The organism is Pseudomonas sp. LS2P72, from assembly GCF_054897865.1.
In genome coordinates, this window is the sequence record NZ_CM142708.1 from 4,731,898 (window position 1) to 4,744,845 (window position 12,948).

The window sequence follows — 12,948 nt, forward strand, 5'->3', positions numbered from 1 at the left end:
CATGGTGCTTATAAGGTCGGTGGTTCAACCGCGTTTTGCGTACAGCTTCGGCTCGCCCGGCGGACGGCTCTTGAAGCGGCGATGGGCCCAAAGGTATTGCTCCGGACATTCGCGCAAGACGCCTTCGACCCATTGGTTGATCCGCAGGCAATCGGCTTCTTCGGTTTCGCCGGGGAAACCTTCGAGCGGTGCATGAATCACCAGTCGATACCCGCTGCCGTCTGCCAGACGTTCCTGAGTGAACGGCACCACCAGCGCCTTGCCCAACCGCGCAAACTTGCTGGTGGCAGTGACGGTCGCGGCCTGAATCCCGAACAGCGGCACGAAGATACTTTGCTTGGCGCCATAGTCCTGATCCGGTGCGTACCAGATTGCCCGGCCTGCGCGCAGCAGTTTCAGCATGCCGCGCACGTCTTCACGCTCCACGGCCAACGAGTCGAGGTTATGCCGCTCGCGACCATTTCGCTGGATGTAATCGAACAATGGATTTTTGTGTTCGCGGTACATGCCATCAATGGTGTGCTGCTGGCCGAGCAACGCCGCGCCGATTTCCAGCGTGGTGAAATGGACGGCCATCAGGATCACGCCTTTGCCGTCGCGCTGGGCTTTTTTCAAATGCTCCAGCCCTTCGACGTGGGCCAGCTTCGCCAGACGCTCGCGCGACCACCACCAGCTCATGGCCATTTCGAAAAACGCGATGCCCGTTGAGGCGAAGTTTTCCTTGAGCAGGCGTTTGCGCTCGGCAGCGGTTTTTTCAGGGAAACACAGTTCCAGATTGCGCTTGGCAATGCGCCGTCTGTCGCCCGCCACTCGATACATCAATGCACCCAGGGCGCGACCGATCGACAGCAACGCCGGATACGGCAACTGGACAATCAGCCACAACAGCCCCAAGCCACACCACAGCGGCCAGAAACGTGGAGATAGAAATGCTGTTCGAAAACGCGGGCGATCCATTAAAGGTTCCGGAAAGACAATGGCCGCGCATTCTACATCGTTCGACCCGGCTTGCGGCTCGCGGGCGTTCTCGTTATAAGTCTCGGCACTTTTAGTGACAAGTCGTTGTATGCCGACCATGAGCCAAACCGAACCACTAGACCAAGATCCCGTGTTCCAGCTGAAGGGCAGCATGCTCGCCATTACAGTGCTGGAACTGGCCCGTAACGACCTCGTAAGCCTCGATCGTCAACTGGCCGCCAAGGTCGCCCAGGCGCCAAACTTCTTCAGTAACGCGCCCCTGGTGCTGGCCCTGGACAAACTCCCGGCCAGCGAAGGCGCGGTCGATCTGCCGGGCCTGATGCGCGTCTGCCGCCAGCATGGCCTGCGCACGCTGGCGATCCGTGCCAGTCGCATCGAAGACATCGCAGCGGCCATCGCGGTCGACCTGCCAGTGCTGCCACCGTCCGGCGCCCGGGAGCGTCCGCTTGACCCGCTAGAAGGCCAAATCAAGAAAAAACCGGAAAAACCGCCAGAGCCGACGATCAAGCCAACGAAGATCATCACCTCGCCCGTACGCGGTGGGCAGCAGATTTATGCTCAGGGTTGCGATCTGGTGGTGATCTCGTCGGTCAGCCCGGGAGCGGAACTTCTCGCCGACGGGAACATCCATGTATACGGCCCGATGCGTGGTCGAGTGTTGGCCGGCGTCAAAGGCGACACGAAAGCCAGGATTTTCTGTCAGCAAATGAGCGCTGAACTGGTCTCCATCGCAGGCCACTACAAAGTATCGGAGGATCTGCGTCGCGACCCTTTGTGGGGCGCGGGCGTACAGGTCAGCCTGTCGGGCGATGTGTTGAACATCATTCGGCTTTAACGGATACTGCCGCATTTTCCAAACATCTCTAAAACGTATCGAAAACGGCTCAAACGAAGTAGGAAAAAGGTCATAAGCAGTGTTTACCCGAGGTAAGCGCCGTTCTGGACCGAATTCCAGCCAAGGCTGTCCGACTGCAGTAGTTTTTCTAGAGATGTTTTTCAGGGGCTAAATGTCCTTTTTCCTTAGGGGTGAAACACCTTGGCCAAGATTCTCGTGGTTACATCCGGCAAGGGTGGTGTGGGTAAGACCACCACCAGTGCTGCTATCGGTACCGGCCTCGCACTGCGCGGTCACAAAACAGTTATCGTCGACTTCGACGTCGGTTTGCGTAACCTCGACCTGATCATGGGTTGCGAGCGCCGCGTGGTGTATGACTTCGTCAACGTGGTAAACGGCGAAGCCAACCTGCAACAAGCCCTGATCAAAGACAAACGCCTGGAAAACCTCTACGTACTGGCCGCCAGCCAGACCCGCGACAAAGACGCGCTGACCGTGGAAGGCGTGGAAAAAGTGTTGATGGCGCTGAAGGAAGACTTCGAATACGTGGTCTGCGACTCTCCGGCCGGCATCGAAAAAGGCGCCCACCTGGCCATGTACTTCGCAGACGAAGCGATTATCGTGACCAACCCGGAAGTGTCCTCCGTTCGTGACTCGGACCGCATGCTCGGCCTGCTGGCCAGCAAATCGCGCCGTGCTGAAAAGGGCGAAGAGGCGATCAAGGAACACCTGCTGCTGACCCGCTACAACCCGCAACGGGTCAGTGACGGCGAGATGCTCGGCGTCGAAGACGTCAAAGAGATTCTGGCGGTCGCCCTGCTGGGTGTCATTCCGGAATCACAAGCGGTACTCAAGGCTTCCAACTCGGGCGTGCCGGTCATTCTCGACGACCAGAGCGATGCCGGTCAGGCATACAGCGATGCGGTCGATCGTCTGCTGGGTAAAAACGTGGAGCATCGTTTTCTCGATGTAACGAAGAAGGGATTCTTCGAGCGCCTGTTTGGAGGTAGATAATGAATCTTTTTGACTTCTTTCGTGCCAGCAAAAAAGTCAGCACCGCGTCGGTAGCGAAAGAGCGTCTGCAGATCATCGTGGCGCACGAACGCGGCCAGCGCAGTACACCGGACTACCTGCCAGCCTTGCAGAAGGAATTGGTCGAGGTCATCCGCAAGTACGTCAATATCGGGTCCGATGACGTGCACGTCGCTCTGGAAAACCAGGGCAGCTGCTCGATTCTGGAACTCAATATCACCCTGCCTGACCGCTAGTCGATCAGACAGGAGCCTCGGCGGCCCAGAACCTGCATTTTGTAGGAGCCGAGCTTGCTCGCGATGACGGTTTTACATTCAACGACGATGTTGAATGACCAACCGCTATCGCGAGCAAGCTCGGCTCCTACAGAGTGCGGGGGTTCTGAGCCGCCGTTGGCGTTTGTTACGAGGCTGTTTTAATGCCGCTGTCCAACATCAGCATCATCCATCAGGACGCCGCCGTACTGGTGGTGAACAAACCGACCCTGCTGCTCTCTGTCCCTGGCCGGGCCGATGACAACAAGGATTGCCTGATTACCCGCCTGCAGGAAAACGGCTACCCGGAAGCGCGAATCGTCCATCGTCTGGACTGGGAAACTTCCGGGATTATTCTGCTGGCCCGTGACCCGGACACGCACCGCGAGCTGTCTCGGCAATTTCACGACCGTGAAACCGAAAAGGCCTACACCGCCCTGTGCTGGGGACAACCGGAACTGGACAGTGGCAGCATCGATCTACCCTTGCGCTACGACCCGCCGACCAAGCCACGCCATGTGGTGGACCATGAATTCGGCAAACATGCCCTGACCTTCTGGCGCGTACTGGAGCGTTGCGGCGACTGGTGTCGTGTCGAATTGACGCCGATCACCGGCCGCTCCCATCAGTTGCGCGTGCACATGCTTTCCATCGGCCACCCACTGCTGGGTGACGGGCTGTATGCCCACGAGCAAGCACTGGCCGCCTGGCCACGACTATGTTTGCACGCGAGCATGCTGAGCTTCACTCACCCGCAAAGTGGCGAACGCTTGCGCTTCGAGTGCCCTGCTCCTTTTTAAGCAACTGCCTAACCAAAAAAACGTCCTTCCATTGAAGGGCGTTTTTTTATTTCTTGTTACAAATAGACGTGAAAATGGCGTGAAAATATTGTCATGAATTTGTAATGAAACGTAAAATGCCATCAATTTGATAGCAGGCAGGAAGCCCTCGTGCTCAGCAACAAGACATTCCAAGACGACTACCCGTTCACCTTCTGCCTGTTCAACACCACGCTGCACCTTAGCGAGCAGCCTTCAGCCGAAGCACAACAGGCGCTCGAACAGCTCATACACAAACGCCGCGCCCACAAGCTCACCCGTGCGAGTGCGCCGCTGGCCTCCGGCGATACGCCGCTGTTTGCCAAGGTCCAGCCACTGGATACCTTGAAGGCAAAAGTGCGCGTGACCTTCGGCAAACCACAGCGCAATGGTCGATTCGACTGGCCGCTGGAAGAGCTGATCAACACGCTTGAAGCGCAACGCCGTGGCGTACAAATGCCGCCGCTGCAAGGGTTCGGTTACACCAAGGACCGACTGGGGCTGACCCAGGAATATTTCATCATCACGCGCCTGCTCGACGATCATATCGACGGCGTGCAATGGCTTAAACGCAACCCGGACAACGTCGAAACATTCATTCTCGACGCCTTCGAATTGCTGAGTTCCCTGTCGCGGAAAAACATCACGCACATGGATTTCTGGGCCGGCAACATCATGATCCCGGAAACACCAAAGACTCCGCTCAAAGCCATCGATTTTGAGAACTGCTTTGCCGGCCAGACAAACCATCAAAGTGAAACCCTGGGCTTTCAACTGGGCTTCTTCTATCGCCGGGATATCTACAAGCTCATCACCGAAGCCGCCTATGACCGGCTGGTGGACGACTACATTCGACAGATCCCGGGCATTTCGAAGGAAAAATTCAACGAGGTGTACCTCGCGAGCAAACATGAAGATGTGGGCCGCAAGCAACGTCGCGAAGTGTTCCTCAATGGCAAGCTGATCACCGGCTGACTCAGCCTCTTCGCCAATCGGCAGCCGGCGGACGTCGAACGGCATTGTCTCTGCAATGCCGCGAGCCAATACGTTAAACTTGCGCCATTGCTGTCTGGAGCTACTTATGCGCGAAGAGTTGAACCAAGGCCTGATCGATTTCCTCAAGGCCTCCCCTACCCCATTCCATGCCACCGCCAGCCTTGTTCAGCGCCTGGAAGCGGCGGGCTATCAACGCCTTGACGAGCGCGAGCCATGGACCACCGAAGCCAACGGTCGTTACTACGTCACCCGTAACGACTCCTCGATTGTCGCGTTCAAGATGGGCCGTCACTCGCCCCTGCACGGCGGCATTCGCCTGGTTGGCGCGCACACCGACAGCCCGTGCCTGCGGGTCAAACCCCAGCCGGAACTGCAACGTCAGGGCTTCTGGCAACTGGGCGTCGAAGTCTATGGCGGTGCACTGCTGGCGCCATGGTTCGACCGCGACCTGTCCCTGGCCGGCCGCGTGACCTTCCGCCGTGACGGCAAGGTCGAGAGCCAGCTGGTCGACTTCAAGGCGCCGATCGCCATCATCCCGAACCTGGCCATTCACCTTAACCGTGAAGCCAACATGGGCTGGGCGATCAACGCCCAGACCGAACTGCCGCCAATCCTTGCGCAATTTGCCGGTGACGAGCGCGTGGACTTCCGCGCCGTGCTCACCGATCAACTCGCCCGCGAACACGGCTTGAACGCCGACGTGGTGCTCGACTATGAGCTGAGCTTCTACGACACCCAAAGCGCTGCGGTCATCGGCCTGCATGGCGACTTCATTGCCGGGGCGCGCCTGGACAACCTGCTGTCGTGCTATGCCGGCCTGCAAGCCTTGCTGACCACCGAAACCGACGAAACCTGCGTGCTGATCTGCAACGATCATGAAGAAGTCGGTTCCTGCTCGGCCTGCGGCGCCGATGGCCCGATGCTGGAGCAAACGCTGCGTCGCCTGCTGCCTGAAGGTGATGAATTCGTACGGACCATTCAGAAATCCCTGCTGGTCTCGGCCGACAACGCCCACGGCGTGCATCCCAACTACGCCGACAAGCACGATGCCAACCACGGCCCGAAACTCAACGCCGGCCCGGTGATCAAGGTCAACAGCAACCAGCGCTACGCCACCAACAGCGAAACTGCCGGGTTCTTCCGCCACCTGTGCATGGCCGAAGAAGTGCCGGTGCAGAGCTTCGTGGTGCGCAGCGACATGGGTTGCGGCTCGACCATCGGCCCGATCACCGCCAGCCATCTGGGCGTGCGCACCGTGGACATCGGCCTGCCAACCTTCGCCATGCACTCGATCCGTGAACTGTGTGGCAGCCATGACCTGGCGCATCTGGTCAAAGTGCTTGGCGCGTTTTACGCCTGCCGCGAGCTGCCGTAATCCGTGTAGGAGCATGGCTTGCCAGCGATGGCGATCTTAAGGACGCCATCGCTGGCAAGCCATGCTCCTACAGGTGTTCACCACCGGTCGGCCAAAAGCCACCTAGACTTCAACAACCCCTTTCGACAAGGCAGTCGCTCATGATCTCGTTGTCTTCGTTTCACGCCATGCTGATCCCGATTCTTTCCGGGATGATCATGCTGGCAATCGGCTTCAATTTTCGCGACAAGAACATCGGCGTGTTCGCAATGTGGATCGGCATGTTGACGATCCTCGCCACCGTAATTTTCAAGATCCTCGCCAAACTCAACGAATAAATCCTCACCCCTGGCTCGCATTGATTTTGACGGGCTCGTACACTCGGTCGACCCGCCCATCCCGAGGTTGACCGCCTAGTGTTCGCTCGTCTTTTTGCCCTGCCGTGTTTATTCCTTGTCTGCCTCATGACGCTGCTGCCGATGGCGCCCGCCCAGGCGGTCGGCTTGCCTGGCCTGCTCAACAGCTCGGCCAAACAGCCAGAGGCGCAAGAGCCCTTGGGGCAATCCCTGGACGAAGTCATCAAGTCGCTGGAGAACGATCAGCAACGCTCCAAATTGCTGGCGGATTTGAAGAAGCTGCGCGATGTCACCAAAAAGGCCCAGCCGGCCACCGAAGTAGGCGTCCTGGGACTGATCGGTGGCACCCTGGCCAGTTTCGAAAAACAGTTTTCAGGCGCGGACAGCCCACTCACTCGCTGGTCCGAAGAGTTCAAACTGGCGGAGGATGAACTGACAGCACTGGCGCTGCCAGCCAATGAATGGCTACCGATCATCTTTGCCTTTGCCATGATCCTGATGGTCTGGAGCTTGCTGGCCGCGGCGCTGATCTGGGTCAGCCACCGGGTGCGGATGCGCTTCGGCCTGACCGAAGAACTGCCGCAGCACCCCAAGGCTCTGGACATGTTGCGCTTCGCCCTGCGCAAACTAGGGCCGTGGCTGATTGCTTTGGTCATGACGGTCTACATGACCTATGCCCTGCCCTCGTCACTGGGCAAAAGCCTGGCCATGGTGCTGGCTTATGCACTGGTGGTCGGCACCTGTTTTTCGGCGATCTGCGTGATCGCCTTTTCGCTGCTCGACGGCCCACACCGCCACCGCGCCTTGTACATCCTGCGGCACCAAGCCTTTCGGCCGCTGTGGCTGATCGGCAGTTTCGCCGCCTTCGGTGAAGCCCTGAGCGATCCGCGCCTGGTCGAAAGCCTTGGCAGTCATCTGGCGCACACCGCCGCGACGGTCGCCAACGTACTGGCGGCGCTGTCCACGGGGCTGTTCATCTTGCGGTTCCGTCGCCCCATCGCCCACTTGATCCGCAACCAACCGCTGTCCCGACGCCTGACCCGCCGCGCCCTCAGCGACACGATCGAAATTCTCGGGACCTTCTGGTACATGCCGGCGCTGGTGCTCGTAGGGATTTCGCTGTTCGCCACGTTCGTCTCGGCCGGCGATACCAGCACCGCACTGCGTCAGTCGCTGATCTGCACCGTGCTGCTGGTGTTGTGCATGGTCATCAACGGCCTCGTGCGCCGCCATTCACTCAAACCACAGCGCGGCGTGAAGCGTCATGCGCTGTATTCGGAACGCCTGAAAAGCTTCTTCTACACACTTGCTCATTTGGTGGTGTGGCTGGCGTTCATCGAACTCGGCCTGCGGGTCTGGGGCCTGTCGCTGATCCGCTTCACCGAGGGCGAAGGCCATGAAGTCAGCGTCAAACTGTTCAGCCTCGGCGGCACGTTGATTTTTGCCTGGCTGATCTGGATTCTCAGCGACACCGCCGTACACCACGCCCTCACCCGCTCGCGCAAAGGCCTGGCGAATGCCCGCGCGCAGACGATGATGCCGCTGATCCGCAACGTGTTGTTCGTGGCGATTTTCATCGTTGCGCTGATCGTCGCCCTGGCGAACATGGGCATGAACGTCACGCCACTGCTGGCCGGTGCCGGCGTGATCGGTCTGGCCATCGGTTTCGGTGCACAGTCGCTGGTAGCAGACCTGATCACCGGGCTGTTCATCATCATCGAAGACTCGCTGGCCATCGACGACTACGTGGACGTCGGCGGCCACCTGGGCACCGTCGAGGGGCTGACGATTCGTACCGTGCGCCTGCGGGACATTGACGGCATCGTCCACACCATTCCGTTCAGCGAAATCAAAAGCATCAAGAACTACTCCCGGGAATTCGGCTACGCAATCTTCCGGGTGGCGATACCTTCCAACATGGACATCGATAACGCGATCAAACTGATGCGCGACGTGGGCCAGAAGATGCGCACCGACCCACTGCAACGGCGCAACATCTGGTCACCACTGGAGATTCAGGGTGTCGAGAGTTTCGAGTCAGGCAACGCGATTCTTCGTGCCCGGTTCAAGACCGCACCGATCAAACAGTGGGAAGTGTCCCGAGCGTTCAACCTGTCACTTAAACGGCATCTGGACGAAGCCGGGTTCGATCTGGCGACACCGCGTATGAGCGTGCAAGTGATCACGGCAGGTGGCGGGACGGAAGTGGAATAACCCTGCAGCTGCCTTGTGGCGAGGGGATTTATCCCCGTTCGGCTGCGAAGCAGTCGTAAAACCTGAACGCACGATCTATCTGATGCGCCGCGTTGTCTGAATTCACGACTGCTTCGCAGCCGAACGGGGATAAATCCCCTCGCCACAATGCTACAAACGGCAGGCAAAAAAATCCCCGAACCAGTCGGGGATTTTTTATGTTCGATCAATCAGCCCGAGAGCGGATCAATCTTCGCGATAGCGACGCAGCTTCAACTGCTTACCAGCAACGCGAGTGTCCTTCAGCTTGGTCAGCAGACGCTCCAGACCATCTTCCGGCAGCTCAACGAGGCTGAAGCTGTCACGCACCTGGATGCGACCGATTGCTTCGCGAGCCAGACCACCCTCATTGAGGATAGCGCCCAGCAGGTTCTTGGCAGCGATACCATCACGCGCACCCAGCGCGGTACGGCAACGAGCACGACCTTCAGCCAATGCAACCGGAGCACGACGCTCACGATCACCACGGTCCGGACGATCACCGGTACGCTCTGGACGATCGCCACGCGGTGCGTTGTTCGGCACCAGTGGACGTTCTTTCTCGATGGCAGCCAGGGTCAGCGCTTGCGCGTTGGTTGCCTTGCGCAGCAGAGCAGCGGCCAGTGCACGCGGGGTGCAACCGATGTCGGCAGTCAGGCGATCCAGCAGATCACCGTGAGTCGATTCGGCATCAGCCACCAGCGGCGACAGGCTGTTGGTCAGTTTCTTGATGCGGGCATCGAGAACGGCCTGAGCGTCCGGCAGGCGAACTTCGGCAACTTTCTGACCGGTTACACGCTCGATCACTTGCAGCATGCGGCGCTCACGTGGAGTCACCAGCAGCAGTGCACGACCTTCGCGACCGGCGCGGCCGGTACGGCCGATACGGTGAACGTAGGACTCTGGATCGTACGGCATGTCAACGTTGAACACGTGAGTGATGCGCGGAACGTCCAGACCACGAGCAGCAACGTCGGTCGCCACAACGATGTCCAGACGGCCATCCTTGAGGGATTCGATCACGCGCTCACGTTGGTTCTGAGCAATGTCACCGTTCAGCGCAGCGGCTTTGTAGCCTTTGGCTTCCAGGGCACTGGCCAGGTCCAGGGTCGCTTGCTTGGTGCGCACGAACATGATCAGGGCATCGAAGTCTTCAACTTCCAGCAGGCTCAATACAGCCGAGGTCTTCTGGTCAGCGTGAACCAACAGGTGAGCCTGTTCGATCGCGGTAACGGTCTGAGTCTTGGTCTGGATCTTCACGTGTTGCGGATCGCGCAGATGGCGTTCGGCAATGGCACGGATCGACTGCGGCAAGGTGGCCGAGAACAATACGGTCTGACGGGTTGGAGGCAGAGCCTTGAAGATAACTTCGAGGTCGTCCATGAAACCCAGTTTCAACATTTCGTCCGCTTCGTCGAGAACCAGGTGGTTCACGGTCGACAGAACTTTTTCGTCGCGACGCAGGTGGTCGCACAGACGGCCCGGAGTGGCGACAACGATCTGTGCGCCATTACGGATTGCTTTCAGTTGTGGACCCATAGGGGCGCCGCCGTAAACGGCCACAACGGTAACGCCCGGCATTTGCTTGGCGTAGGTTTCGAAAGCGGTTGCTACTTGCAGCGCCAACTCACGGGTTGGCGCCAGGATCAGGGCTTGCGGCTCGCGCTTGGCAGGATCGATGCGATGCAGGATCGGCAGGGCGAACGCAGCGGTTTTACCCGTACCGGTTTGCGCCTGGCCAATCATGTCGTGGCCGGCCATGATGATCGGGATCGATTGCTGCTGAATAGCCGAAGGCTCTTCGTAGCCAGTCGCAATGACGGCTGCAAGAATATTCGGATTAAGATTAAAAGCGGCGAAGCCGCCGGTTTCCTGGGTCATGGGTCTGCCTCTAAGTGCATCCGCAAAGACCCATGCTCCAAAGCTGCGCATGCCGTGTAAGACTCAAGAGTCGCCCTGGCTGCTTTGTCGGCGGGGATTTGCGAAAACGAATGAATGAAAAAGATTCGTCAAGGGAGAGTCCGCTGTGCGGACGTGCAGCCGAAGCTGACTTCGGGGAATTGCGCTACCTAAACGCGGCCCGGTTAAAGGCCGGCGCGCACTATACCGGAATTAGCTCAAAAAGGGAGCATTATTTGTCGGAAAACTGACGGATACACCGTCGTGTCACAGGCTTTGCGGATAATCGTGCAACAGTCTATTTTTCAAAGGCCCGGCCCTGCTGGAGATCGCGCTAAAACGGTTCATCGTTATCAGGCAGACCTGCTGTCTTACATCCCCCCCTACCCACCCCTTCCCGCCCGAGGAAATACTCCATGAATCAGCCCTGCTCCAGTCGTGTGAGCCGTGAACGGCACGGTCATATCCTGATGATCGGCCTGGATCGGGTGGCCAAACGCAACGCCTTCGATCTCGATCTGCTCAATGAACTGAGCCTGGCCTATGGCGAGTTCGAGGCCGACAGCGAAGCGCGGGTGGCGGTCGTGTTCGGCCATGGCGAGCATTTCACCGCAGGGCTGGACTTGGTCAGTGCCAGCGCGTCCCTGGCGCAAGGCTGGCAGACACCGCCCGGCGGCTGCGATCCGTGGGGTGTATTCGCCGGCCCCAGAGTCAGCAAACCGGTGATTGTCGCCGCACAAGGCTACTGCCTGACCATCGGTATCGAATTGATGCTGGCCGCCGACATCAACCTGTGCGCCAGCAACACCCGTTTCGCCCAGAAAGAAGTGCAACGCGGGCTCTTCCCGTTCGGCGGCGCCACGCTTCGCCTGCACCAGGTCGCTGGCTGGGGCAATGCCATGCGCTGGCTGCTGACCGGCGATGAATTCGATGCCCATGAGGCGTTGAACCTGGGGTTGGTGCAGGAAGTCATGGCCAGCGAAGATCTGATGCCGCGGGCGATTGAGCTGGCGGAGCGGATTGCCCGGCAGGCGCCGCTTGGGGTTCAGGCGACGCTGATGTCTGCAAGACAGGCACGTTATGAAGGGGAAACAGCGGCGGCGCGGAGTTTACCGCCGCTAGTGAAGAAGTTGCTGGCCAGTGAGGATGCCAAGGAAGGCGTGCGATCGATGATCGAGAAGCGGCCGGGCGTGTTCAAAGGGGTTTGAGAGGTGTGTCGTGAGCGATATCGCCATCGCGGGCAAGCCATGCTCCTACAGGTTATGTGTCGTTCGCCGGCAGTGTGAACAACACATAACCTGTAGGAGCATGGCTTGCCCGCGAAGAGGCCCTTACAGGCAACAAATCAGGTCGCCGGGCGGATTGCCTTGATCAACGACTGCAACGAATACCCCAACCGCGGCGCCAGGCCTTCGGCGCGGGCGATCAAGCCGTCCATGTCCAGCTCCTGATCCAGCTCCGAAGGCACCAGCAGAATCACGTTGCCCTCCTTCACCGGCAGTTCCCAGTAATGCCGGTGATAGAGCCCGCGAAACAATGCCGCGCCCAACGGTTTGCCATCGTCGGTGGCCCACTGATTGATCACCAGCCAGCCACCCGGGTTCAAGCGTTTCTGACAGTTTTCCAGAAAACTCCATGCCAGATGCCCGACACCCGGCCCGACATCGGTATAGAGGTCGACGAAAATCAGGTCCGCCGGCTCAGCGGTATCGAGCAGTTCCAGCGCATCGCCTACCCGGATATACAGCCGCGGATCGTCATCCAGCCCAAGGTATTCAATGGCCAGGCGCGGTACGTCGGGACGCAGTTCGATGGCTTCGACGTCTTCCAGCGGCAGGAACTTGAGGCAGGCCTGGGTCAGGGTGCCGGCACCGAGGCCGAGGAACAGTGCGCTTTCCGGCTGCTCGTGGCACAACGCGCCAATCAGCATCGCCCGGGTGTAATCGTATTCGAGCCAGCTTGGATCGGCCGTGAACACGCAGCTCTGTTCGATGGCATCACCGAACTCGAGAAAACGGTAATCGGCCACTTCCAGCACGCGAATCACGCCGAACTCGTCCTGTACCTCGGCGAGCAGATGCTCGACGCGCTCCTCAGTCATTTCGTCTCCTGATCGTCACCGGGCCCGGCAACGCGATAAAACCGCGGAGTGGCGCGGCAAAAGCGCGATTGTCCGCGAAGCGACGGGAACAGG

Annotated in this window: 12 protein-coding genes; 9 read left to right on the plus strand and 3 right to left on the minus strand. The window is 59.2% G+C overall.

The features are described from left to right. Positions 1-24 precede the first annotated feature (24 nt). Positions 25-957 (minus strand): lipid A biosynthesis lauroyl acyltransferase, encoded by a 933-nt coding sequence (locus ACYZUA_RS21750; protein WP_461960554.1) that lies wholly within the window; start codon positions 955-957, stop codon positions 25-27. A gap of 118 nt (positions 958-1,075) precedes the next feature. Here ACYZUA_RS21750 and minC point away from each other — a divergent pair, with 118 nt between their 5' ends. The 8 genes from minC to ACYZUA_RS21790 all read left to right on the plus strand — a co-directional run bounded on the left by minC (position 1,076) and on the right by ACYZUA_RS21790 (position 8,837). Beyond that, a complete protein-coding gene (gene minC, locus ACYZUA_RS21755) occupies positions 1,076-1,813 on the plus strand; it encodes a septum site-determining protein MinC (protein ID WP_461960555.1) in 738 nt (245 codons plus the stop codon). Positions 1,814-2,014: 201 nt separating this feature from the next. Continuing rightward, complete coding sequence (gene minD / locus ACYZUA_RS21760; RefSeq protein ID WP_008146172.1) at positions 2,015-2,827, plus strand: septum site-determining protein MinD; 813 nt, start codon at positions 2,015-2,017, stop codon at positions 2,825-2,827. After that, entirely contained in the window at positions 2,827-3,081 is a 255-nt protein-coding gene (gene minE / locus ACYZUA_RS21765) for a cell division topological specificity factor MinE (protein WP_007898843.1), read from the plus strand. The genes minD and minE overlap by 1 nt, the downstream gene beginning before the upstream one ends. A gap of 182 nt (positions 3,082-3,263) precedes the next feature. Next, positions 3,264-3,899, plus strand: coding sequence for an RluA family pseudouridine synthase (locus ACYZUA_RS21770; protein ID WP_046047515.1), 636 nt, complete (start codon positions 3,264-3,266; stop codon positions 3,897-3,899). Between the two features lie 150 nt (positions 3,900-4,049). After that, entirely contained in the window at positions 4,050-4,892 is an 843-nt protein-coding gene (locus ACYZUA_RS21775; RefSeq protein ID WP_461960556.1) for a protein kinase family protein, read from the plus strand. A 106-nt stretch (positions 4,893-4,998) separates the two neighbouring features. Next, entirely contained in the window at positions 4,999-6,288 is a 1,290-nt protein-coding gene (locus tag ACYZUA_RS21780) for a M18 family aminopeptidase (protein ID WP_461960557.1), read from the plus strand. Positions 6,289-6,428: 140 nt separating this feature from the next. Next, entirely contained in the window at positions 6,429-6,605 is a 177-nt protein-coding gene (locus ACYZUA_RS21785) for a hypothetical protein (protein ID WP_176471556.1), read from the plus strand. A gap of 78 nt (positions 6,606-6,683) precedes the next feature. Continuing rightward, positions 6,684-8,837, plus strand: a complete 2,154-nt coding sequence (locus ACYZUA_RS21790; RefSeq protein ID WP_461960558.1) for a mechanosensitive ion channel family protein — start codon at positions 6,684-6,686, stop codon at positions 8,835-8,837. Between the two features lie 225 nt (positions 8,838-9,062). On the opposite strand, the gene ACYZUA_RS21795 is transcribed toward ACYZUA_RS21790, so the two are convergent. Then, entirely contained in the window at positions 9,063-10,736 is a 1,674-nt protein-coding gene (locus ACYZUA_RS21795) for a DEAD/DEAH box helicase (protein ID WP_461960559.1), read from the minus strand. 434 nt (positions 10,737-11,170) lie between these two features. Here ACYZUA_RS21795 and ACYZUA_RS21800 point away from each other — a divergent pair, with 434 nt between their 5' ends. Next, positions 11,171-11,962 (plus strand): crotonase/enoyl-CoA hydratase family protein, encoded by a 792-nt coding sequence (locus tag ACYZUA_RS21800; protein ID WP_461960560.1) that lies wholly within the window; start codon positions 11,171-11,173, stop codon positions 11,960-11,962. Between the two features lie 137 nt (positions 11,963-12,099). On the opposite strand, the gene ACYZUA_RS21805 is transcribed toward ACYZUA_RS21800, so the two are convergent. Then, a complete protein-coding gene (locus tag ACYZUA_RS21805; protein ID WP_008146187.1) occupies positions 12,100-12,855 on the minus strand; it encodes a spermidine synthase in 756 nt (251 codons plus the stop codon). Positions 12,856-12,948 lie beyond the last annotated feature (93 nt).

What these genes read in the sequence shown, in the direction of transcription:
- ACYZUA_RS21800 (WP_461960560.1), top strand. Translation starts at nt 11,171, where the DNA reads ATGAATCAGCCCTGCTCCAGTCGTGTGAGCCGTGAACGGCACGGTCAT.
- ACYZUA_RS21785 (WP_176471556.1), top strand. Translation starts at nt 6,429, where the DNA reads ATGATCTCGTTGTCTTCGTTTCACGCCATGCTGATCCCGATTCTTTCC.
- ACYZUA_RS21750 (WP_461960554.1), bottom strand. Translation starts at nt 957, where the DNA reads ATGGATCGCCCGCGTTTTCGAACAGCATTTCTATCTCCACGTTTCTGG.
- ACYZUA_RS21795 (WP_461960559.1), bottom strand. Translation starts at nt 10,736, where the DNA reads ATGACCCAGGAAACCGGCGGCTTCGCCGCTTTTAATCTTAATCCGAAT.
- ACYZUA_RS21780 (WP_461960557.1), top strand. Translation starts at nt 4,999, where the DNA reads ATGCGCGAAGAGTTGAACCAAGGCCTGATCGATTTCCTCAAGGCCTCC.
- minC (WP_461960555.1), top strand. Translation starts at nt 1,076, where the DNA reads ATGAGCCAAACCGAACCACTAGACCAAGATCCCGTGTTCCAGCTGAAG.
- ACYZUA_RS21805 (WP_008146187.1), bottom strand. Translation starts at nt 12,855, where the DNA reads ATGACTGAGGAGCGCGTCGAGCATCTGCTCGCCGAGGTACAGGACGAG.
- minE (WP_007898843.1), top strand. Translation starts at nt 2,827, where the DNA reads ATGAATCTTTTTGACTTCTTTCGTGCCAGCAAAAAAGTCAGCACCGCG.
- ACYZUA_RS21770 (WP_046047515.1), top strand. Translation starts at nt 3,264, where the DNA reads ATGCCGCTGTCCAACATCAGCATCATCCATCAGGACGCCGCCGTACTG.